At 67.6% G+C, this 21,358-nt stretch carries 21 protein-coding genes; 13 read left to right on the top strand and 8 right to left on the bottom strand.

Translation table 11 applies throughout. The features are described 5' to 3' along the window. Positions 1-103: 103 nt before the first annotated feature. The 4 genes from JZ791_RS12990 to JZ791_RS12975 all read left to right on the top strand — a co-directional run bounded on the left by JZ791_RS12990 (position 104) and on the right by JZ791_RS12975 (position 4,078). Positions 104-1,276: a pyridoxal phosphate-dependent aminotransferase gene (locus JZ791_RS12990; RefSeq protein ID WP_216894507.1), complete on the top strand. Its 1,173-nt coding sequence runs from the start codon at positions 104-106 to the stop codon at positions 1,274-1,276. Positions 1,277-1,435: 159 nt separating this feature from the next. Continuing rightward, on the top strand, positions 1,436-2,101 hold the full coding sequence (locus tag JZ791_RS12985; protein ID WP_216894506.1) for a TetR/AcrR family transcriptional regulator: 666 nt from the start codon (positions 1,436-1,438) through the stop codon (positions 2,099-2,101). Between the two features lie 78 nt (positions 2,102-2,179). Then, positions 2,180-3,601 (top strand): adenylosuccinate lyase, encoded by a 1,422-nt coding sequence (gene purB / locus JZ791_RS12980; protein WP_216894505.1) that lies wholly within the window; start codon positions 2,180-2,182, stop codon positions 3,599-3,601. Positions 3,602-3,643: 42 nt separating this feature from the next. Continuing rightward, positions 3,644-4,078, top strand: coding sequence for an HIT family protein (locus tag JZ791_RS12975; RefSeq protein WP_216894504.1), 435 nt, complete (start codon positions 3,644-3,646; stop codon positions 4,076-4,078). 50 nt (positions 4,079-4,128) lie between these two features. On the opposite strand, the gene JZ791_RS44965 is transcribed toward JZ791_RS12975, so the two are convergent. Further along, the gene (locus tag JZ791_RS44965) at positions 4,129-4,341 is read right to left on the bottom strand and encodes a DUF397 domain-containing protein (protein ID WP_308162903.1); all 213 of its coding nucleotides are present in this window, start codon (positions 4,339-4,341) and stop codon (positions 4,129-4,131) included. 344 nt (positions 4,342-4,685) lie between these two features. Here JZ791_RS44965 and JZ791_RS12965 point away from each other — a divergent pair, with 344 nt between their 5' ends. Then, positions 4,686-4,865 carry a hypothetical protein gene (locus JZ791_RS12965; RefSeq protein WP_216894502.1) on the top strand — a complete coding sequence of 60 codons (180 nt, stop codon included), beginning with the start codon at positions 4,686-4,688 and terminating at the stop codon, positions 4,863-4,865. Positions 4,866-4,994: 129 nt separating this feature from the next. After that, the gene (locus tag JZ791_RS12960) at positions 4,995-7,151 is read left to right on the top strand and encodes a S9 family peptidase (protein ID WP_254205646.1); all 2,157 of its coding nucleotides are present in this window, start codon (positions 4,995-4,997) and stop codon (positions 7,149-7,151) included. Positions 7,152-7,260: 109 nt separating this feature from the next. Here JZ791_RS12960 and JZ791_RS12955 read toward each other — a convergent pair whose 3' ends face one another. Both JZ791_RS12955 and JZ791_RS12950 read right to left on the bottom strand, forming a co-directional pair. Next, a complete protein-coding gene (locus JZ791_RS12955; RefSeq protein ID WP_216894500.1) occupies positions 7,261-7,563 on the bottom strand; it encodes a hypothetical protein in 303 nt (100 codons plus the stop codon). A gap of 193 nt (positions 7,564-7,756) precedes the next feature. Beyond that, the gene (locus JZ791_RS12950; RefSeq protein ID WP_216894499.1) at positions 7,757-8,059 is read right to left on the bottom strand and encodes a hypothetical protein; all 303 of its coding nucleotides are present in this window, start codon (positions 8,057-8,059) and stop codon (positions 7,757-7,759) included. A gap of 156 nt (positions 8,060-8,215) precedes the next feature. On the opposite strand from JZ791_RS12950, the gene JZ791_RS12945 reads away from it, so the two are divergent. Next, positions 8,216-8,929, top strand: a complete 714-nt coding sequence (locus JZ791_RS12945; RefSeq protein ID WP_216894498.1) for a DUF2334 domain-containing protein — start codon at positions 8,216-8,218, stop codon at positions 8,927-8,929. A gap of 72 nt (positions 8,930-9,001) precedes the next feature. Here the strand turns inward: JZ791_RS12945 and gad are convergent, their stop codons facing one another. Then, positions 9,002-10,444, bottom strand: a complete 1,443-nt coding sequence (gene gad, locus JZ791_RS12940; protein WP_216894497.1) for a glutamate decarboxylase — start codon at positions 10,442-10,444, stop codon at positions 9,002-9,004. Between the two features lie 198 nt (positions 10,445-10,642). On the opposite strand from gad, the gene JZ791_RS12935 reads away from it, so the two are divergent. Next, positions 10,643-12,007 (top strand): dipeptidase, encoded by a 1,365-nt coding sequence (locus JZ791_RS12935; RefSeq protein WP_216894496.1) that lies wholly within the window; start codon positions 10,643-10,645, stop codon positions 12,005-12,007. A 226-nt stretch (positions 12,008-12,233) separates the two neighbouring features. Here the strand turns inward: JZ791_RS12935 and JZ791_RS12930 are convergent, their stop codons facing one another. Then, positions 12,234-12,878, bottom strand: coding sequence for an MBL fold metallo-hydrolase (locus tag JZ791_RS12930; RefSeq protein ID WP_216894495.1), 645 nt, complete (start codon positions 12,876-12,878; stop codon positions 12,234-12,236). A 120-nt stretch (positions 12,879-12,998) separates the two neighbouring features. Here JZ791_RS12930 and purS point away from each other — a divergent pair, with 120 nt between their 5' ends. Both purS and purQ read left to right on the top strand, forming a co-directional pair. Further along, positions 12,999-13,232, top strand: a complete 234-nt coding sequence (gene purS, locus JZ791_RS12925) for a phosphoribosylformylglycinamidine synthase subunit PurS (protein ID WP_216894494.1) — start codon at positions 12,999-13,001, stop codon at positions 13,230-13,232. After that, positions 13,229-13,906 carry a phosphoribosylformylglycinamidine synthase subunit PurQ gene (purQ, locus tag JZ791_RS12920; protein WP_216894543.1) on the top strand — a complete coding sequence of 226 codons (678 nt, stop codon included), beginning with the start codon at positions 13,229-13,231 and terminating at the stop codon, positions 13,904-13,906. Before purS ends, purQ begins: the two co-directional genes overlap by 4 nt. Positions 13,907-14,095: 189 nt before the next feature. Here the strand turns inward: purQ and JZ791_RS12915 are convergent, their stop codons facing one another. After that, positions 14,096-15,076, bottom strand: a complete 981-nt coding sequence (locus JZ791_RS12915; protein WP_254205637.1) for a substrate-binding domain-containing protein — start codon at positions 15,074-15,076, stop codon at positions 14,096-14,098. A 39-nt stretch (positions 15,077-15,115) separates the two neighbouring features. Between JZ791_RS12915 and JZ791_RS12910 the strand changes: the two genes are divergently transcribed. Continuing rightward, positions 15,116-15,667: a MarR family winged helix-turn-helix transcriptional regulator gene (locus JZ791_RS12910; protein WP_254205636.1), complete on the top strand. Its 552-nt coding sequence runs from the start codon at positions 15,116-15,118 to the stop codon at positions 15,665-15,667. A gap of 49 nt (positions 15,668-15,716) precedes the next feature. Then, positions 15,717-17,069 carry a M18 family aminopeptidase gene (locus JZ791_RS12905; protein WP_216894491.1) on the top strand — a complete coding sequence of 451 codons (1,353 nt, stop codon included), beginning with the start codon at positions 15,717-15,719 and terminating at the stop codon, positions 17,067-17,069. On the opposite strand, the gene JZ791_RS12900 is transcribed toward JZ791_RS12905, so the two are convergent. Then, positions 17,006-18,376: a glycosyltransferase 87 family protein gene (locus JZ791_RS12900; RefSeq protein ID WP_308162902.1), complete on the bottom strand. Its 1,371-nt coding sequence runs from the start codon at positions 18,374-18,376 to the stop codon at positions 17,006-17,008. The genes JZ791_RS12905 and JZ791_RS12900 overlap by 64 nt on opposite strands. A 179-nt stretch (positions 18,377-18,555) precedes the next feature. On the opposite strand from JZ791_RS12900, the gene purL reads away from it, so the two are divergent. Further along, on the top strand, positions 18,556-20,838 hold the full coding sequence (purL, locus tag JZ791_RS12895) for a phosphoribosylformylglycinamidine synthase subunit PurL (protein ID WP_216894539.1): 2,283 nt from the start codon (positions 18,556-18,558) through the stop codon (positions 20,836-20,838). 172 nt (positions 20,839-21,010) lie between these two features. On the opposite strand, the gene JZ791_RS12890 is transcribed toward purL, so the two are convergent. Continuing rightward, positions 21,011-21,295: a YiaA/YiaB family inner membrane protein gene (locus JZ791_RS12890; protein WP_216894490.1), complete on the bottom strand. Its 285-nt coding sequence runs from the start codon at positions 21,293-21,295 to the stop codon at positions 21,011-21,013. Positions 21,296-21,358: the final 63 nt, after the last annotated feature.

Here is a 21,358-nt window from a genome sequence, read left to right as displayed (position 1 = left end):
CCGGGCCCATGATTCGGTGCCGGATCGCTGCGTGGCGAGAGCGGTTGATCGAGGCCGGTAGTGCCCGTGCGGGGCGTTTCGGCACGTGATCTACCGTCGTCGGGTGCGCAGTGAATCTCATCGGTCGACCGTCCCGGCCTTCTACGTCATGGATGTGTGGAAGGCGGCGGCCGAACGCGCCCGCACCCATGGCGATGTGATCGTGCTCGCCGCGGGCCAGCCGTCCACGCCCGCGCCGGCTCCGGTGCTGCGCGCCACCAAGGCGGCCCTGGACGCCGAATTACTCGGCTACACCGAGACTTTCGGCACCCATGAGCTGCGTGAGGCGATCGCCGGGCATCATCGCGCCGGCTACGGCATCGAGGTGAGCGCCGACGACGTGGTGGTGACGACCGGATCCTCCGGCGCGTTCACGCTGATCTTCCTGGCCGCCTTCGACATCGGCGATACCGTCGCGGTCGCCCGTCCAGGCTATCCCGCCTATCGGAATACGCTGTCCGCCTTGGGTTGTCGTGTCATCGAGTTGGACTGCGGCGCACAGACCCGATATCAGCCGACGGTCGAGATGCTCGAGGCGCTGCCCGAACCGCCCGCGGGGCTGATCGTGGCGAGCCCGGCGAATCCGACCGGCACCATGATCACCCCCGACGAACTGGCCGCGCTGGCCCGCTGGTGCGACGCACACGGCACCCTGCTGATCTCGGACGAGATCTACCACGGCATCGTGTACGGGGACCACACCCCGACCGCAACGGCCTGGCAGACCTCCCGCGAGTCGGTGGTCATCGGCTCGGTGTCCAAATACTTCTCCATGACCGGCTGGCGCCTGGGCTGGATGTTGGTCCCGCCGGGTTTGCGCCCAGCCTTACAGCGGTTGGCCTCGAATATGACGGTGTGCCCGCCCGCCATCTCCCAGTACGCCGCGGTTCACGCCTTCGACCCCGAGTCGAGGGCCGAACTCGACGGCCATGTGCGCCGCTATGCGCGCAACCGAGCGCTGCTGCTCGAGGGCCTGCCCGAGCTGGGCCTCACCGATCTGGCTCCCGCCGACGGAGCGTTCTACGCGTATGCGGACATTTCTCATCTCACCGACAATTCGACCCGATGGTGCGCGGATGTGTTGGCGGGCACGGGCGTTGCGCTGGCGCCGGGTATCGACTTCGACACCCGCGACGGCAGCCATACGGTACGTTTGTCATTTGCTGGCGCCACTGCGGATATCGAGGAGGCGTTGGTCCGGCTCGGCCGCTACCTGGACGCTCGAGTGGGAAAGTGACACGGATTGTCCCGCGCGGACTTTCCGCATCGGCCCACCCAACGCTCGCGAATGCGGTAGAAAAACTGTGGTTGTGTGTTCAACACCGCTTGCACTTGATTGTCACTCTTCGCACCGATTTGGCACGGATGAACCGATGATGACTGGCACGATGACACGGTGATCACCGCGACGACCCCGAAAGGTGAGAGGCGTCGCCAAGCATTGGTCGCGGCCGCCGCCGAGCTGTTGCTCGAGGGAGGGTTCGACGCCGTCCGCCACCGCTCGGTGGCTACTCGCGCGGATCTGCCCCTGGCCTCGACGACGTATTACTTCGAGTCGCTCGAGGATCTGATCGCGCGCGCGGTCGAGTTCAGCGGTACCGCCGAACTCGAGTCGATGCGCCGGCGCGTCGCCGAGATACCGCATCGCCGTCGCGGTACCGACGCGACCGTCGATCTGGTCCTGGACCTGCTGGTCGGCTCCGACGGCCCGGACGAGTACGCGCGCGGCCGGCTGATCGCGCGCTACGAGCGTTCGGTGGCCTCGGCCCGGCATCCGGAGCTACGCGAGGTGCAGCTACGACTACGTGCCCAGCTCGAGGAGTTGCTGGCCGACGTGCTGCGCCGGTCCGATCGGGTGGTGCGAGCCGAACAGCTGCGGCGGCTGGTGGCGATGGTGGACGGCGCGGTGGTCGCCTCGCTCACCGAGGCCGATCCGCAGCCGCGGCGCATGGCCCGCAGCGCCCTGCTGGAGTTGATCGACGTGATCGCGCCGCCCGCACCGCAGCATCCGGTGCAGTCGCATGCGATCCAGCCTTACGTTCCCGGAGCCCACCGCCCCTGAGTTCGCCGGCCCGCCGAGTTCGCCCACCGTCCCCCTGCATGGAAAACCCGCAGGTGCCGGTCATTAGACTGCTCTGTCGTGAGCCTTGTTCCGAACGTCCTCGCCACCCGGTATGCCAGCCCCGAACTGGTGCGGCTGTGGTCGCCCGAACACAAGATCGTGCTCGAGCGGCGGCTGTGGCTCGAGGTGCTGCGGGCCCAGTCGGAGCTGGGGATCGACGTCCCCGAGGGCGCGGTCGCCGACTACGAGCGGGTGCTCGACCAGGTCGACCTGGCCTCGATCGCCGAGCGCGAGCGGGTGACTCGCCACGATGTGAAGGCGCGCATCGAGGAGTTCAACGCCCTCGCCGGTCACGAACAGATCCACAAGGGCATGACCAGCCGCGATCTCACCGAGAACGTGGAGCAGTTGCAGATCCGCCTGTCGCTGGAGCATGTCTACGCGCACGGTATCGCGGTGGCCGCGCGGCTGGCCGAGCGCGCCGCGGAGTACCGGTCGCTGGTGATGGCCGGTCGTTCGCACAACGTCGCCGCGCAGGCGACCACGCTGGGCAAGCGATTCGCCTCTGCGGCAGACGAAGTGCTGATCGCGTTGACTCGAGTAGCGGAGCTGCGGGATCGATATCCGTTGCGCGGCATCAAGGGCCCGATGGGCACCGCCCAGGACATGTTGGATCTGCTGGACGGTGACGCCGGGAAGCTGGCGCAGCTCGAGCGGAAGGTGTCCGGTCACCTGGGTTTCGGCACCGTGCTGACCAGTGTGGGGCAGGTGTATCCGCGCTCGCTGGATCACGACGTGCTCTCGGCGCTGGTCCAGATCGGCGCGGGCCCTTCGTCTTTCGCGCACACCGTGCGCCTGATGGCCGGGAACGAACTGGTCACCGAGGGCTTCGCGCCGGGCCAGGTCGGCTCCTCGGCGATGCCGCACAAGATGAATACGCGGTCCTGCGAGCGAGTCAACGGCCTGCAGGTGGTGCTGCGCGGTTACGCGTCCATGGCCGCGGAACTGGCTGGGGCGCAATGGAACGAGGGCGACGTGTTCTGTTCGGTGGTGCGCCGGGTCGCGCTGCCGGACGCCTTCTTCGCCGTCGACGGCATGATGGAGACCTTCCTGACCGTGCTCGCCGAATTCGGGGCCTACCCGGCGGTGATCGAGCGCGAGCTCACCCGCTACCTGCCGTTCCTGGCCACCACCCGCATCCTGATGGCCGCGGTACGGGCCGGGGTCGGCCGGGAGAGCGCGCACGAGGTCATCAAGGAGCACGCGGTCGCGGTCGCGCTGGCCATGCGTGAGCAGGGCCGCGAGCCCGACCTGCTGGACCGGCTGGCCGCCGACGATCGCATGCCGCTGGACCGGGCGGCCCTGGACGCCGCGCTGGCCGACCGCTCGGCATTCATCGGCGCCGCCGAGGATCAGGTCGACCGGGTCGTCGCGCAGGTGCAGACGCTGGTGGACGCGAATCCGGAGGCCGCGAAGTACACGCCCGCGCCGATTCTGTAAGGCCCGCCGATTCCGTAAGGCCCTCGGTACTAGCCTTGCCGGATGGACCCTTACACGATCTTCGCCGATATCGTGGCCGGGCGGGCGGCGGCGTCCAAGGTGTACGAGGACGCGGATGTGCTGGCGTTCATGGACATTCGCCCGGTGACGTCCGGCCACGTGCTGGTGATCCCGAAGTCGCCCGTGCGCAGCCTGTCCGAACTGGATCCCGAACTCGGCGGCAAGCTGTTCCGCGTCGGGCAGCAGGTGGCGGCGGCGCTGCGGGCCAGCGAGGTGAACTGCGACGGCGTGAATTTCTTTCTCGCCGACGGGGTTACGGCCGGGCAAGAGGTGTTCCACGTGCACCTGCACGTCATTCCCCGCACCCCGGGTGACGGTTTCGGGCTGCGCGCCCGGCCGCGAACACCGCCGCGCGCCGATCTGGACTACCTGGCCGCGTCCATCCGCGGGGCGTTGCGGCGGGCCGTGCCGGAGTAGGTCACCGCCCGCCCGCTGCCAGGCGAGCGTGAGCCGCCGGGCTGGATGCGCTAGACCGTCGGACGGTTGAACTCGCCGTCCTTGGCGCCCAGGACGAAGGCATTCCATTCGCCCGGGGTGAAGATCAGCACCGGGCCCTCGGGGTTGCCGCCGTTGCGCAGGCCGATATTGCCGCTGGACAGGAAGGCCACCTCGACACCGCTGGTGTCGCCGCTGCGGTGCCAGACGGCATCGGGGTTGATCTCACGGTTCTTCTGTTCCACTTCGGGTACTCCTATGTGATCTCTAGGGGAAATTGCCGATCCGAAAACCGATCGGCGGTAATCGCTTTCGCGTGGCCTGATCGGGTGGGGCGTAGATCTACGACAGTAGCGGGTCCGCGGGGCCGGAGGGGGCGCTGTTCGCTGATCGTGGACAACATTCAGCGAACCGGTCGGTCGCTCATCATTCGAATGACAAGGGTTCGACACCGTAGTGCATCCGGCGGCATTATCCCGGAGAATCGCAAATTTCTCATGGTTTATCCGGTAACCGCAACGGAAACACCGAAGACTAGTGGCGGTCATATGCCGCACCACCGCGACGCACGACAAAGGATGGAGCACTCATGGCACCCGTCTTCGACAGTTGCGCGGTAGTGCCCGTACACCTCACCGTCGAGCAGGCACACAACATCCTGCACATCCACCGCACCTGTCCACCGGATCAATGTCAGCGCCGCAAGGCGGCCCTGTACTTCCTGATGGACGCCCGGCGTCCCGTCCCACCCACAACCGGCCGTACCTAGGCCGCGAGAGGGCGGGTCGCCGAGCCGGGAGCCATCGGCGTGTCCCCGGCCGCGCCTACTACGGTGGAGCCTATGGCTCTCGACAGAGGTATCGGTTCGAACGCAGGTGACACGGCGGCATCCACCGCGATGTCCGCGGTGACGCCGCCCATCGCGAAGCGCGCGCCGGTTCGGCGTGCGCACCACGGCGACACCTTCGTCGACGATTACGAATGGCTGCGCGAGAAGGACGACCCCGAAGTGGTCGCCTACCTGGAGGCGGAGAACGCCTACACCGAGGCGCAGACCGCGCACCTGCAGCCGCTGCGGGACAAGATCTTCGACGAGATCAAGTCCCGCACCCAGGAGACAGATCTGTCGGTGCCCACCCGCATGGGCGAGTACTGGTACTACTCACGCAGCTACGAGGGTAAGCAGTACGGCGTGCACTGCCGCCGCCGGATCGACAACCCGGACGACTGGACGCCGCCGCAACTCGACGTCGTCCAGTCCGGGGCCCTCGACGCCATCCCGGGCGAGCAGATACTCCTGGACAGCAACCTGCTGGCGCAAGGCCACGACTTCTTCGCCCTGGGCGCGTTCTCCATCAGCCACGACGGCACGATGCTGGCGTATTCGGTGGACAACGCCGGCGACGAGCGGTACGTGCTGCGCTTCAAGGATCTGCGGACCGACGAGGATCTGGCCGACGAGATTCCGGGCACCGCGCCGGGCGCCACCTGGTCGCTGGACGGCACCCATATCTTCTATCAGACCGTCGACGAGTCCTGGCGTCCCGACACCGTGTGGCGGCACCGGCTGGGCACGCCGAACGACGAGGACGTGCAGGTCTTCCACGAACCCGATGAGCGCTACTGGGTGAGCATCGGCGCCACCCGCTCGGAGCGGTACCTGATGATCTGGGTGGGTTCGAAGATCACCTCCGAGGGCTGGGTCCTCGAGTCCGACGATCCCGAGGGCGAGTTCCGGGTGCTGCTGCCGCGCCGCGAGGGCGTGGAGTACTCGGCCGAACACGCGATCATCGGCGGGCAGGACCGATTCCTGATCCTGCACAACGACACCGTGCCCGGACCGCGCGGCACGACGGTCAAGGCCGAGAATTTCGTGCTCGCCGAGGCGCCCGTGGACGACCCGGCCGCGATGACGACGCTGATCGAGCATCGCGACGACGTGCGGCTCGAGGACATCGACTGCTTCGCCGACCATCTGGTGCTGTCGTATCGGCGCGCGGCGCTGCCGCGAGTCGCGGTGTGGCCGTTGACCGTCGACGGGTACGGCGAGCTGAAGGAACTGGAATTCGGGCTCGAGTTGTTCACCGCCGGTGTCGGCGGCAATCCGGAGTGGGCGCAGCCGACGCTGCGGCTCGGGCTCACCTCGTTCATCACGCCCATGCAGGTGTTCGACTACGTGCCCGCCACCGGTGAGCTGCTGCTGCGCAAGGAGCAGGCGGTGCTCGGCGGCTACAACCCGAACGACTATGAGCAGCACCGTGATTGGGCTGTTGCGGCGGACGGCACCCGGATCCCGATCTCGCTGGTGTGGCGTAGGGGCGCGATCATCGACGAGCCGAAATCGTTGCTGCTCTACGGATATGGGTCCTACGAGGCCAGCATCGACCCGAGCTTCTCGGTCGCCCGGCTGTCACTGCTGGATCGCGGCATGGTGTTCGCGGTCGCGCACGTGCGCGGCGGCGGCGAGATGGGGCGGCTGTGGTACGAGCACGGCAAGACGCTGACCAAGAAGAACACCTTCACCGACTTCGTCTCCTGCGCAAGGCATCTCATTGATACCGGAGTGACGGCGCCGGATCGGATGATCGCCGACGGCGGCAGCGCGGGCGGGCTGCTGGTGGGTGCGGTCGCCAACCTCGCGCCGGAGCTGTTCGCCGGGATCCTGGCCAATGTGCCGTTCGTGGATCCGCTGACCTCGATCCTGGACCCGTCGTTGCCGCTGACGGTGATCGAATGGGACGAGTGGGGCAATCCGCTGGAGGATCCCGCGGTGTACGAGTACATGAAGTCGTACTCGCCGTACGAGAACGTCCGCGCCGCAGACTATCCCGCGATCCTGGCGATCACCAGCATCAACGACACCCGCGTGCTGTACGTCGAACCGGCCAAATGGGTCGCCAAGCTGCGCGCCACCAAGACCGGTCACGCCCAGCTGCTGTTGAAGACCGAGATGAGCGCCGGCCACGGCGGCGTGAGCGGGCGCTACGAGAAATGGAAGGAAGTCGCGTTCGAATACGCCTGGGTGCTGGACACACTCGGGCTCGGGGGCCGCTGACGCGAGCATTCCGCTGATCTCGTCGTTCCTGCTTACCGGAACGACGAGATCAGCACATCTGAGATGGATACGCCGCCAGAGTGGAGAGCGGCGGGCCGCGGGCGTGGGATTACTTGATGCCGCAGGCGTGGATGAGCTCGAGCAGCTGCTGGTGCTGCTGGCCCTGGAAGGCGCCGTAGATGACCGGCAGGCGCTGGCCCATCATCTGGTCGTAGGTGGTGGCGATCTGATCCGGAGTCGCGTTCGGCTGCTTGGCGCGCACCGTGTTCACGATCTGCTGGGTGTTGTCACACATCTGATCGGGGGTGGGGTTGATATTCGGGATGGGCGACGAGGGCGCCTGGGCCTGCGCGAAGGCGGGGGCGAACAAAACGATACCTGCCGTCAGGACAGTGAGGGCTGCTGCTTTCACGCGCCGCAATGTATCGCGGTAACGGTGTGCGTGTGAAGCGAATGTAATGAATGAAACACGTACACCGTCACCCCCCGAGATAATTTACTCAGTTGTTTACTGGATGTGGCAGTTGTTCATGTGATCGATCAATATCTGCCGTTGTTGATCGTGGTACTCGGCTGGTAGGTCATCGTCGGCGTCCGTCGAGGCGCTATGCGATGTGACACCGGTGCACGCGTTCCAAGAACGCCGTACGGTCGTTGGCCGCCGTCCCCGGTCGGAGCCCGTTGTAGGCGCCCTCGTCGGTCAGCAGTTTCACCTGGGCGTCGACTATCTGTTCCGGCGTGGCGCCCGGCGGCAGCTGCTTGCGAATGGCGTTATATGCGCCACGTTCGGTGTCACACTCCTGCTTCGGGGTGAAGATAGCGGGCGGCCCGCCCGGATCGGCGTGGGCGACAACGGGTATGGCGGTTATCAGTGGGACGGCGAGCGCCGTCAGCAGTACTGTTTTCACCCGGTCGATCCTATGATGCGCGACCGTTTCGGAGTAGCGGAGCCGCTGCCGTTTCGGTAGCGCGAATTCGTCGGCACGTCACTCGCGCTGCACGGGGCAGACATCTGCGTCGGCCACCGTGGAGATCATCGGCAGTAGTGACAGGGGAGTCGGGTCATGCTAGGAAGCTCGCGGCAATTGATCGTCTCGATCTCGGGTATCCGGGATACCACACGGGAGCGTGCGGAGGTCTTCGCCGCCGAGATGGACAAGCGCTCTGTCCCGCTGTCGCTGCTGGTGGCCCCGCGGCTCAAGGGCCATTACCGGCTCGTCGACGACGCGCCCACCCAGAACTGGCTGCGCGCGCGCCGCGAGGCGGGCGACGCGATCGTGCTGCACGGCTACGACCAGGCCGCGACCAAGCGCCGCCGGGCCGAATTCGCCGCGCTGCCCCGGCATGAGGCACGCCTGCGGCTGATGGCCGCGGACCGGGTGATGGAGCAGGTGGGCCTGCGTACCCGGCTGTTCGCCGCGCCGCGCTGGAACGCCTCCGAGGGCGCGATCGCCGCGCTGCCGGAGGTCGGCTTCCGGCTGGCGCTGAGCCTGACCACGATCCACGATCTGGAGCGCGACACGGCGCAGCGGGCCTGGGTGCACGGCATCGGCGACGGCTTCCGCGCCGAGCCGTGGTGGTGTCACGCACTGGTGATGAGCGCCGCGCGCACGGCCCGGCGCGGCGGCGTTCTGCGCCTGGCGATCTCGGCCGTGCAACTCGACCGTCCCGGGCCGCGCCAGGCCATGCTGGACGCCGTCGACCTGGCGCTGTTCCACAGCGCGGCGCCCGAGGTCTACCGCTGGGAGCCCCTCGTCCCGGTCACCCGCGCGGCCTGATCTTCCCGGCGCGCTTTCGGCGGGGATCCACGGTGACCCTGCGCGCCCATGGATCCCGCCGAAAGCCTCTCGCTATCCGTCCTGGGTGCCCGGTTTTCCGGTGTGCATCCGTTCTGCCCGGCGGCGCTGTATCTCGGGGGTGGACACCCGGGGAGTCGCGCTGTGCGTGAATCCGCCCGATTCCTCGCGGGACAGTGAACTGCTGGGCGGGTGTTTGTCCAGCTGGGCCAGGGCTCGGCCCATATCCGCCAGCAGCAGATCGGCCATGTCGTAGCTGAATCCGTGCCGGACCAGCACCCGCATGATCGTCTCGTCCTGGCGGTCGGCCGGGAGCGGATAGGCGGCCACGAGCCAGCCGCGGGTGCGCAACCGGTCGGACAGGTCGTAGAGGTTGTAGGTCTGGTCGCCGCCGAGGCGCCACGACACGGCCGCGATGCCGCGCAGCGGTTCGCCGTCGTGGACGAGTTCGAACGGCCCGAGTTTCTCGATTCCGGCCGCCAGACGCTGGGCCACCGAGTACGTCGCGGACTGTGTCCGGGTATATCCGACCCGGCCCAGCCGGATGAATTCGTAGTAGGAGGTGACGACCTGCCCGCCCGGGCGGGAGAAATTCAGGTTGAACGTGGCCATATTGCCGCCGAGATAATCGACGTTGAATATCAGCTCGTCCGGCAGGTCCGCCGCCTCGCGCCAGATCGCCCAGCCAACGCCCAGCGGCGCCAGGCCCGTCTTGTGTCCCGAGGCGTTGATCGACTTGACCCGCGCCAGCCGGAAATCCCAGACCAGATCCGGCGCGGTGAACGGCGCGAGGAATCCGCCGCTGGCGGCGTCGACGTGAATCGGAATGTCCAGGCCGGTGCGGGCCTGCAGGTCGTCCAGGGCGCGGCTGATCCCGGCGACGTCCTCGAACAGTCCGGTGAAGGTCTGGCCGAAGGTCGGCACCACCATGATGGTGTTCTCGTCGCAGTGCGCGGCGATGTCGTCCGGGTGCATCGTCAGCCGGTCGCCGCGCAACGGGATCTGCCGGATCTCGACGTCGAAGTAGCGGGCGAATTTCTCCCAGCACACCTGTACCGGGCCGCAGACGAAATTCGGTAGCCCACGCCCGCCGCGCTTACGCCAGCGGAATTTCGCGGCCAGCCCGCCGAGCATGGCGGCCTCGCTGGAACCGGTGGTCGAGGTGCCGCGCGTCGCGGTCGGGTCGGGGGAGTTCCACAGATCGGCGAGCATTCGCACGCAGCGCGATTCCAGCTCGGCGGTCTGCGGATATTCGTCCTTGTCGACGATGTTCTTATCGATCGATTCGTCCATCAGCCGACGGGCGTGATTCTCGACCCAGGTGGTGCAGAAGGTCGCCAGATTCATCCGGGAGACGCCGTCGAGCAGCAGTTCGTCATGCACGATCTGATAGGCGGCCTGGGGAAGGATCTCGGTCTCCGGGAATCCGGATTTGGGGGCGCCACATTCGAGCGCGGGCAATGTGAAAATATCGTCGGACTCTGGTGTGTCGGGCATCGTCATCTCCTGGTGAGCGCAGCTGCCGCGGGTACTCCACGTCGTGGACTATCAGAGCATCATCGATCAGGTGATGTCCATCGTGAAGCCGCATGTCGGCGCCGGGAAAGTGACCCGCCATTTCCTGTGCGGGGCGTCGCGATGAATACGCTGGGTATGAGACACGCTGGGCCGGACGACAGAAATGAGACATGCGATATGACGGACGATTCCCGGACCGCGGCGCTGCGCGCGCGGGTGCGGTCGCTGATGCCGCGGGCGAAAGCCGACCTGGCCGAACTGGTTTCGTACCGGTCGGTGCACGACCCACGGCAGTTCCCGCCCGAGGAATGCCACAGGGCCGCGCAGTGGGTCGCCGATGCGTTCGCCGAGGTGGGCCTGACCGATGCGGGACTGCACGAAACCCCGGACGGCAGTATGGCCGTCGTCGCGCGGCACCCCGCGCCCCCCGGGGCGCCGACGGTCCTGCTGTACTGCCACTACGACGTGCAGCCGCCGCTGGACGAGGCCGCCTGGGATACGCCGGTGTGGCAGCTCACCGAGCGGGACGGCCGCTGGTACGGACGCGGTGCGGCCGACTGCAAGGGGAACGTCGTCGCACATCTGACGGCATTGCGTGCGCTTCGGGACAGCCTGGACGGCAAGGACTTTCCGGTAGGGATCACACTCGTGTCCGAGGGGTCCGAGGAGCAGGGCACCGGCGGGATGGAGGCATTCGTCCCGAAGAACGCCGAACTGCTGCGCGCGGACGCGCTGGTGATCGGCGACTGCGGCAATTTCGCGGTCGGGGTGCCCACTTTTACGCAGACCCTGCGCGGCACGGTGAACGTTATCGTCACCGTGGAAACCCTTGCCGGACCTATGCATTCGGGAATGTTCGGCGGCGCCGCGCCCGATGCGCTCGCCGCGCTGGTGCATCTGCTGGCCACGCTGCGCGACGAGCAGGGCAACACCACGGTGGCCGGGCTCGCCGGTGATCAGGTCTGGGACGGCGTGCAATATCCGGTCGAGCAGTTCCGCGCCGACGCGGGCGTCCTGGACGGCGTCGAACTGCTCGGCGACGGGACGGTCTCCGACATGCTGTGGGCGCGACCGGCTCTGACGATCCTGGGCATCGATGCGCCGAAGGTGGTCGGCTCGTCGGCGGCCGTGCAGGGGTCGGCGGCCGCGCGCCTGAACCTGCGTATCCCGCCCGGCATCGAGCCGGCGCAGGCGCTGAAAGCCCTTACCGCACACCTGGAATCGAATGTCCCCTGGCACGCGAAGGTCACGGTGCAGGCCGAGGCCAGCGGAGCGCCGTTCCGCTCGGGCAGCAGCGGCCCGGCGCGTCACGCGCTGGAGCGGGCCTTCGCCGCGGCCTACGGCACACCGGCCACGACCCAGGGCCAGGGCGGCTCGATCCCGCTGTGCACCGTCTTCGCCGAGACCTATCCGGGCGCGGAGATCATGCTGATCGGCGTCGAGGAGCCCAGCTGCCTGATCCACGCCCCGAACGAGAGCGTGCACCCCACCGAGATCGAGAACATCGCCCTCACCGAGGCGCTGTTCCTGGCGACGTACTGAGTCTTCGGCCTCCGCTTCGCTCCGGCGGGTTTTCGGCGCCCGAAGGCGTGTCGGTCGGGCACCGCTGCTTGCTCCTTCGTCGCCTACGCAGCGGCACCCGACCGACACGCCGCGCCGAAAACTCCACTGTTATTGCCTCCGCCTGAGACTTCCGGCGCACAGAGACGCTTCGCCGCTGGGCACGTCGGTGGTTGCGTTCGTATGGAGGTGCTTTGTCGCTTGACGCTCAGAACTCGAGATCGCCCTCGGTCGGCAGCAGCTTGAATTCCGTTGTCTTCGGGCGCATTTCCTCGAAGCGGCCGAAATAGATGCCCAGGGCGGCGGATTCGATGATGCCGTGGTGGATCGGCACTGCCGTGCGCGGGGATACCGCGCGCAGGTAGTCCACGGCCTCGCTCATGCGCATCCACGGCGCGGCGGCGGGCAGGGCCAGCACGCCGACCGGACTCGGCGGAACCCAGAGGGAGTCCCCGGGGTGCACGAACTGCGCCGGATCCTGCGGGGTGCCCAGCTGGTACACGGTGTTGTCGATGACCGGGATCTCCGGGTGGATCACCGCGTGCCGTCCGCCGCCGCCGGTGATCTGCATGCCGCCGAGCGTCAGCACGTTGCCCGCGTGCACCGCCTCCCACGGTTCGTCGCGCAGCTGAGCGGTCTGCGGATCGCTGAGCAGCCGGGCCTGCGGATTCTGCTCGATGAGCTGCCCGATCCGGTTCGGGTCGATGTGGTCGGGATGCTGATGGGTGATCGCGATGGCGTCGAGGCCGGTGACGCCCTCGAATCCGTGGGAGAAATTGCCCGGGTCGAACAGGATCTTCACGCCGTCGAATTCCACGAGAACACAGGAGTGACCGAAGTGGGCTATGCGCATGTGGTTACTTTAATCGCGCCGGCGGACGCCTCGCTCGTGATCAGTACCCGGCGCTGAGTGCGAGAGCTGCGCCGATTACGCTGTGCGGGTAACCCCCCACCAGCGTGAGGAGCTAGTCGCGTGGCACGAGTCGTGGTCGAGGTGATGCCGAAGGCCGAGATCCTGGATCCGCAGGGTCAGGCCATCGTCGGTGCGCTCGGACGTCTGGGTTTCCCGGGTGTGGCGGATGTGCGGCAGGGCAAGCGATTCGAACTCGACATCGATGAGAGCGTCAGCGACGCGGAGCTCGAGCAGATCGCCGAGGGCCTGCTGGCCAATACGGTGATCGAGGAGTGGAAAGTGGTCCGGCTCTGATGGCACGCATCGGTGTCATCACCTTCCCGGGCACCCTCGACGATGTCGACGCCGCCCGCGCGGTACGCCTGGCCGGAGCCGAGGCGGTCAGCCTGTGGCATGCCGACGCCGACCTGAAAAACGTCGACGCGGTGATCGTGCCCGGCGGCTTCTCCTACGGCGACTATCTGCGCGCCGGCGCCATCGCCCGGTTCGCACCGGTCATGGGCAAGGTCGTCGAGGCCGCCGGGCGGGGCATGCCCACGCTGGGCATCTGCAACGGCTTCCAGGTGCTGTGCGAGGCCGGGCTGCTGCCCGGCGCGCTGACCCGCAACGAGGGCCTGCACTTCGTCTGCCGCGACCAGTGGCTGCGCGTCGAGCGCACCGATACGGCCTGGACCTCCCGCTACGAGCCGGGCGCGCAGATCCTGATCCCGGTCAAGAACGCCGAGGGCCGCTATCAGGCCACCGAGTCGGTGCTCGACGAGCTCGAGGGCGAGGGCCGCGTGGTGTTCCGCTACTCCGGTGAGAACCCGAACGGCTCGCAGCGCGATATCGCCGGAATCTCCTCGGCGAACGGCCGCATCGTCGGCCTCATGCCGCACCCCGAACACGCCACCGAACCCCTGACCGGTCCCAGCGACGACGGTCTGGGGATGTTCCTGTCGGTGGTCGACACTCTCGTATCGGCCTAGAGAACCCGAATATCCGTTACACCCCGTCATTTTCGGCAGGCTTGCGCCGGAATGGCGGGGTGTGCTGCGTGGATCCCGGCCACAAGCATGCCGGGACGACTGTCCGCGAAAATGACCATGATGTGCGCGAAATAGTAATGGTGGGCGTGTCGGAACGACAATGTGACTCGTGTTGATTTCAGCTTTGGCTCAGCGCATGCGTAAGTGCTCCAAGGTATCCAGGATGCGCAGGTTCACTCCCTCGGCGCGGGCGATCAGGCCGCGTGCCGGTACCGCGTGGTTGTCCTGGAAGATCATTCCGCCGGAGGGGGAATCGAGCAGGAGGCCCTCGGCCAAGGCCGTGTGCATGCGGCGCACATCGAACGAGCCGAGCGTATGGGCCATCGACCGCAGCATGTGCATCGCCTCGTAGACGGTGTTGCCGAAGTAGGTGAGCTGGGGTGCGAACGGGCCGTGCAGGCGGTGGTAGCGCTCCAGCCGGTCCGGGTCCTCGGAGGTGTCCGGGAAGAAGCTCGAGATCGCGTAGAGGTTCTCGTTGGCCGCGGCCCCGGAGGCGAGCAGGACGGTCTCATCGATGGCCGGGCTGATCCGCACCTGGTGAGCGGACCGGCCGGTTCGCGCGTACTGCTGGTTGAAACGCACCGCGTCGTTGCCCACCAGCAGCAGCACGATGCCGTCGGCGCGGTCCAGCCGCGGATCGCGCAGGAGTTCGGTGAAATCCGTTGTGCCCAGGGGAACGTAGTGTTCCAGCGTGATCGTGCCCCGATGGGCGGCGCGCACGGCCCGCGCGGTGGCCAGGGGCCAGATGTAGTCGTTGCCGACGATCGCCCAGCGCGTGGCCCCGAACTGATCGTGCAGCCAGCGCATCGCGGGCAGGATGTGCCCGGCGCTGCTGTCGCCGACCAGAAGCACACCCGGGCCCTCGTCGGGCAGGTCCTCGTGGATGGTCGCGAACAGATATGGCACCCGCCCGTCGGCGGCGCGAGCCACCGCGCGGCGCACCGCCGAGGTGTGCCAGCCGGTGATCGCGTCGATCATGCCGGTGGCCAGCAGGGCCGAGACCTCCCGCGCGACCTCGCACGGCGCACGGCCGCCATCGATGGTGGTGACCCGCACGGGGCGCCCCAGAATCCCATCGCTCCCGTTGATCTCCTCCACCGCGAGGGCCATTGCCGCCTCGCACGAAGGCGCGACAATTCCGGCAGTCCCTTGAAGGGGCATAATATTGAGGACTTCCGTCACATCATCCGGACGGTCAAAGTACGGCAACATTCGGTACCCTTCTTCTCGTCCGAGTTGAAAATTGAATGGGCGGAAGAAAATATGTCGACCATTGTAAGCGGGTTTTCTACGCTGCATGGAGCGCTGCGCGCGGCGGAACGCCGTTGGCTGCGTCACCTCGACACAGCCCTGTGCGCTAGGCAACTTACACCCGATCACTGGGCGATGCTGTCCAATCTGTCCGATCAGGTCGGAATCACGATGACCGAGCTGGCGTCGAGGTCGCAACTGCCGCCCTCGTCGGCCACCCGGCATGCCGATGCGCTGGCCGAACGCGGCCTGATCTTCCGCATCGCCGCCGAGGACGATCGTCGTCGCATTCTGATCGGGTTGAGCAGGCGCGGGGTCGAGTTGGTGGAATCGGTGCGTGCCGAGGAGGCACGGGCCGAGGAACAGTTGCGCAAGCGCATAGGCGGCCGAAACCATACCGAGCTGCTTCGCCTGCTCGAGCTGGTGGCGGAGGTCCCTGTCGGAGATTGACGCTGAGCTCACCCACCCCGCCGGCTGATCGTCCCCATAAGATCCGGGTATGACAGCATCGCGTAGCGATTCAGTGGGAGGTGGCGGTCGGGCGACGGGTGGGCCCGTCTCGACTACTGCGACGGCGTCCGGACTGTGTACTTTCATCGACGCCTCGCCCTCGCCCTTCCATGTCGTGCACACCGTCGCCACCGAATTGACGGCGCGGGGATTCCGCGAATTGCCCGAGGCGATGCCGTGGACGCAGGGCGCGACCGGCGATTTCTTCGTGGTGCGCGGCGGATCCCTGGTGGCCTGGTCGGGCACGGCGGAGCAGTGGCCGTTCCGGGTGGTGGGCGCGCATACCGACAGCCCGAATCTGCGGGTCAAGCAGCATCCGGATCTGGCCTCGGCGGGCTGGCAGCTCGTCGGCCTGGAGCCCTACGGCGGCGCCTGGCTCAACTCGTGGCTGGACCGGGAACTGGGCGTCTCCGGGCGGCTGTCGGTTCGCGACGGAAATGCGGTGTCCCAGCGGCTGATTCGCATCGACGAGCCGATTCTGCGAGTGCCGCAGCTGGCGATCCACCTGTCCGAGGATCGCAAGGGGGTGAGCCTGGATCCACAGCGGCACGTCAACGCGGTCTGGGGCGTGGGCGGCGAACCGCGATCATTCCTGGGATATCTGGCCGAGCGGGCCGAGATCGACCCCGCCGCGATCCTGGGCTGGGAGCTGATGACCCACGACCTGACACCCAGCCGGCTGGTCGGCCGCGACCTGGACCTGGTCAGCGCGCCGCGCCTGGACAACCAGGGCACCTGCTACGCCGGACTGCACGCCTTCCTGGCCGCCGCGGCCGAACCGCGCGGTGCGACACCCGTATTGGCGATGTTCGACCACGAGGAGGTCGGCAGCCAATCCGATCGCGGTGCGCAGTCCGATCTGCTGTCCTCGATCCTGGAGCGCATCGTGCTCGCCCGCGGCGGCGGACGCTCGGAATACCTGGCCGCACTCGCGGGTTCGGTCCTGGCCTCGGGCGATATGGCGCACGCCACGCACCCCAACTATCCCGAGCGGCACGAGCCCGCACACCGGATCCAGGTCAACGGCGGCCCGGTGCTGAAGGTGAACCAGAACCTGCGCTACGCGACCGACGCGTTCGGGGCCGGCGCGTTCGCCCTGGCCTGCGCGCAGGCGCAGGTCCCGCTGCAACGGTATGTGCACCGTGCCGACCTGCCGTGCGGGTCCACGATCGGCCCGATGAGCGCCGCGCGCACCGGTATACCGACCGTCGACGTCGGTGCGCCTCAGCTGGCCATGCACTCGGCGCGCGAACTTATGGGCGCGGCCGACGTGCCCGCCTACTCGGCGGCGCTGGCCGCGTTCCTGACCCCGGAGAGCGGTTTGGCCGGCGAGGGGCGGTAGATCGGCCGGTAGGCCACGGTGGCGGCCACCAGTACCGCGAACGTCACCAGCACCGAACTCGAGCCGATGACCTGCTCCCACAGGGACCAGCCGCGCTCGCGCCCGTCGAGGTGCGGGAGCAGCCACTGCGGTCCCACCATGAACATCACCGCGATCGCGGCGGTGGAAAGCTGGAAGAATATCCGGCTGTGTCGTTCGTGCCGTCCGCGGTCGATGGCGTCGGCGGCCACGATCGCGGCCAAGCTCACCCAGACCCAGTGGTGTGACCAGGAGATCGGCGAAACCAGCAGGACCGCTGCGGCGTTGACGATCAGCGCGGCGAGCTGCGCGGCGGGCGCCGCGGGCGCGGCCGATCGCGCGTCGGCGGGATCGGCCCGCGCCCGTTTCTCCTCGGCGAACAGCCGCGCCATCAGTACGGCCGCGAGCGCGATCGTGATCACCGACAACACGATCCAGACGGTATCGGCGGTGTGCTCGGACACACCTAGCCGGAACGCCATTCCCTTGAGCGACTGATTCCCCGGAAACGACGGCTGCCCTATGCGGCCGGTGTCGAGCACCGTGTGGAACCAGTACTGGGACGACTCGTGCGGGAACAGCGCGAAGCCCACCGCGACCGCGCCCAGCGCGGACAGCACCAGGGTGGTCGCCGCGCGCCAATCCCGCCGCATCAGGAAGTACAGCAGGAACCCGCCGGGTGTCAGTTTGATCGATACCGCGATGCCGATCAGCATGCCGCGCGGCCAGAAGGGCTTGCGCATCAGCACATCCAGGGTGATGGCAGCCATCAGCAGCAGGTTGATCTGCCCGAAGTTGTACGTCTGACGGACCGGCTCGGACAATCCGAACAGCGCGACCGCGCCGATCACCAGGGCCAGGCGCGTCGGCGAGTCCATGCGCGGGCGCAGCCGCACGGACACCAGCCACACGGTCAGGGCCAGGCACGCGATCGACAGCGCCAGCATCACCCACTCCGCGACGTACAGGTGCATCACGGCCAGCGGTGCGAACAGCAGCGCGGCCAGCGGGGGATAGGTGAACGGCAGCCCGAGCCCGAACACCTTCGGAATCGGGCCGTAGAGATTGCCGCCGTCGAGCCAGACCCGGGCGCCGTTGCGATAGACCTGTAGGTCGATATAGCCCTTCCAGAGTCCGGCCGCCATGCAGACGATCGCGGAGACGACGAACAGCGCGACCGCGATCGTCAGCAGCCGTACCTGCCGAGCCGTTAGGCCGGTGGTGGACGGTCCTGCTGATGTCGTCGCGGGCAATTCGTCCGGATCCACCACCCTGGAACGCTCGTTCACGGGGCCAGAGTAGCCCGTTCGGCCAACAGCCCTGGGTAACGCGGGTGTCCGGGCGGTGTCAACAACACTCCGTCTGCGGGCGCGCGTTTGCCACGCATTAGACTGCGGGCAGTATCCGCCGCTCCCAGCCTCTGGCTCACGGCCTTCGCATGCCCGCCGAAAGGACCCTGGTACTCACCGTGACTGTCCACGTCGACACCGTCAGCGCCGCCGAGGCCACCCCGGATACCGCGCAGCCCTACAAGGAGTTGGGACTCAAGGACGACGAGTACGCCCGCATCCGGGAGATCCTGGGTCGCCGCCCCACCGACGCCGAGCTGGCGATGTATTCGGTGATGTGGAGCGAGCACTGCTCCTACAAGTCCTCGAAGGTGCACCTGCGCTACTTCGGGCAGACCACCACCGACGAGATGCGCAAGTCCATGCTGGCCGGGATCGGCGAGAACGCCGGTGTGGTCGACATCGGCGACGGCTGGGCGGTCACCTTCAAGGTGGAGAGCCACAACCATCCCTCGTACGTGGAGCCCTATCAGGGCGCGGCCACAGGTGTCGGCGGCATCGTGCGCGACATCATGGCCATGGGCGCGCGCCCGATCGCGGTGATGGATCAGCTGCGGTTCGGCGCGGCCGATCATCCCGACACCCGGCGTGTGGTCGACGGCGTGGTGCGCGGCGTCGGCGGGTACGGCAACTCGCTCGGCCTGCCGAATGTGGGCGGCGAGACCGTCTTCGACTCGTCGTACCAAGGTAATCCGCTGGTGAACGCGCTGTGCGCGGGCGTGATGCGAGTGGAGGATCTGCATCTCGCGTTCGCCTCGGGCGCGGGCAACAAGATCATTCTGTTCGGCGCGCGGACCGGCCTCGACGGCATCGGCGGCGTGTCGGTGCTAGCCTCGGATACCTTCTCCGGCGACGAATCCGGCACCGGCCGAAAGAAACTCCCGAGCGTGCAGGTCGGCGACCCGTTCACCGAGAAGGTGCTCATCGAGTGCTGCCTCGAGCTGTACGCGGCCGGTCTGGTGGTCGGCATCCAGGATCTCGGCGGCGCGGGATTGTCCTGTGCCACATCGGAGCTGGCGGCCGCCGGGGATGGGGGCATGCGTATCGCCCTGGACAGCGTGCCGCTGCGTGCGGCCAATATGACTCCCGCGGAAGTCCTGTCGAGCGAATCGCAGGAGCGCATGTGCGCGGTGGTGACGCCGGAGAACGTCGACGCGTTCATGGCGGTCTGTCACAGGTGGGACACCCTGGCGACGGTGATCGGCGAGGTCACCGACGGCGAGCATCTGGTCATCACCTGGCACGGCGAGACCGTGGTGGATGTTCCGCCGCGCACCGTCGCGCACGAGGGCCCGGTCTACGAGCGCCCGGTGCGGCGTCCCGACACCCAGGACGCGCTGATCGCCGACACCTCCGCGTCGCTGCCCCGCCCGGCGTCCGGTGCGCAACTGCGCGCCACGCTGCTGAAGCTCCTGGCCAGCCCGCAGCTGTGCAGCCGCCGCTGGATCACCGAGCAGTACGACCGGTACGTGCGTGGCAACACGGTCCTGGCCGAACACGCCGACGCCGGCGTGATCCGCATCGATGAGACCTCCGGCCGCGGGATCGCGCTGGCCACCGACGCCTCCGGCCGCTACACCAAGCTCGACCCGTACACTGGTGCGCAGCTGGCGCTGGCCGAGGCGTTCCGCAACGTCGCCACCACCGGCGCGACCCCGAAGGCCGTCACCAACTGCCTGAACTTCGGCTCGCCGGAGGATCCGGGCGTGATGTGGCAGTTCCAGCAGGCCGTGCGCGGCCTGGCGGACGGTTGTGCGGCCCTGGGCATCCCGGTCACCGGCGGCAATGTGAGCTTCTACAACCAGACCGGGCAGACGGCCATCCTGCCCACGCCCGTGGTCGGCGTGCTCGGCGTCATCGACGATGTGCACCGCCGCATCCCGACCGGCCTGGGCACCGAACCGGGCGAGACGCTGATCCTGCTGGGCGACACCCGCGACGAGCTCGACGGATCCATCTGGGCGCAGGTCGAGCACGACCACCTCGGCGGCGTGCCCCCGCGGGTCGATCTGGCCCGCGAACAGCTGCTCGCCGAGGTGCTCACCTCCGGGTCCCGGGACGGATTGATCAGCGCCGCACACGATGTCAGCGAGGGCGGTCTGGTGCAGACCGTGGTCGAGGCGGCGCTGGCCGGTGAGACGGGCTGCCGGATCCTGCTGCCGGAGAATGCCGATCCGTTCGTGACGCTGTTCTCCGAATCGGCCGGGCGGGTGCTCGTCGCCGTGCCGCGTTCGGAGGAGGCCCGCTTCACCAAGATGTGCACCGCGCGCGAATTGCCCTGGGTACGCATCGGTGTGGTCGACCAGGGCTCGGATTCGGTCGAGGTACAGGGCCAGTTCTCGGTCACGCTGGACGAGTTGCGCGCCGCGCACGAAGGCACTTTGCATCGGCTGTTCGGCTGAGCGGAACAGCGGCGGTGAGCCCGATCCCCTCCACAGTCCGGGCTCACCGCACGATTGCGGTGGGATGGCGGTGAGCCCGGACCCCTCGTGCCGAGCTCACCGCCGCGCCGCGATCCCGATGCCCCTCGGGGTCGCGCGCCGCGCGCCGCATCAGTTCGGCGCGCGGCACGATTCAGGCCTTGAACGGGTCGTGTTCGGCCAGTAGTTTTTCGAGCCGCGCCTCGTCGACGCGGTGGTTCACACGAGTCGCCTCGTGCTGGTCGCGTACCACCTTGGCAAGGGTGAAAGCGCTGCTCACCAGGAACAACTCGGAGATCAGCAGAAAACCGCGCTGCCACATATCCAGCGGCAGGTAGACGACCCCGGCGGTGGTCGCGATGAAGCTGACACCGAAGGAGATCGCGGCCTGCACCAGAAATGCCGCACTGCTTTTCTGCCGTGTATCGGGTGTTCCCATGGCAATGAGTCTGCTGTGTGCGGGCTGTGCGGGCCTGCGTACAACTACTCGAGCACGACAGGT

The sequence above is a fragment of the Nocardia alni genome (assembly GCF_019038435.1).
Classification (GTDB): Bacteria; Actinomycetota; Actinomycetes; order Mycobacteriales; family Mycobacteriaceae; genus Nocardia; species Nocardia alni.
Note: the sequence above shows the minus strand (reverse complement) of the source record. Positions and strands in the feature narration are given on the sequence as shown.

Bases quoted from the DNA above. Each gene is read 5' to 3' on its own strand.
- JZ791_RS12975 (WP_216894504.1), top strand. From the start codon at position 3,644: ATGGACCCTTACACGATCTTCGCCGATATCGTGGCCGGGCGGGCGGCG.
- JZ791_RS12965 (WP_216894502.1), top strand. From the start codon at position 4,686: ATGGCACCCGTCTTCGACAGTTGCGCGGTAGTGCCCGTACACCTCACC.
- JZ791_RS12960 (WP_254205646.1), top strand. From the start codon at position 4,995: ATGTCCGCGGTGACGCCGCCCATCGCGAAGCGCGCGCCGGTTCGGCGT.
- JZ791_RS12945 (WP_216894498.1), top strand. From the start codon at position 8,216: ATGCTAGGAAGCTCGCGGCAATTGATCGTCTCGATCTCGGGTATCCGG.
- gad (WP_216894497.1), bottom strand. From the start codon at position 10,444: ATGCCCGACACACCAGAGTCCGACGATATTTTCACATTGCCCGCGCTC.
- JZ791_RS12935 (WP_216894496.1), top strand. From the start codon at position 10,643: ATGACGGACGATTCCCGGACCGCGGCGCTGCGCGCGCGGGTGCGGTCG.
- JZ791_RS12930 (WP_216894495.1), bottom strand. From the start codon at position 12,878: ATGCGCATAGCCCACTTCGGTCACTCCTGTGTTCTCGTGGAATTCGAC.
- JZ791_RS12915 (WP_254205637.1), bottom strand. From the start codon at position 15,076: ATGGCCCTCGCGGTGGAGGAGATCAACGGGAGCGATGGGATTCTGGGG.
- JZ791_RS12905 (WP_216894491.1), top strand. From the start codon at position 15,717: ATGACAGCATCGCGTAGCGATTCAGTGGGAGGTGGCGGTCGGGCGACG.
- JZ791_RS12890 (WP_216894490.1), bottom strand. From the start codon at position 21,295: ATGGGAACACCCGATACACGGCAGAAAAGCAGTGCGGCATTTCTGGTG.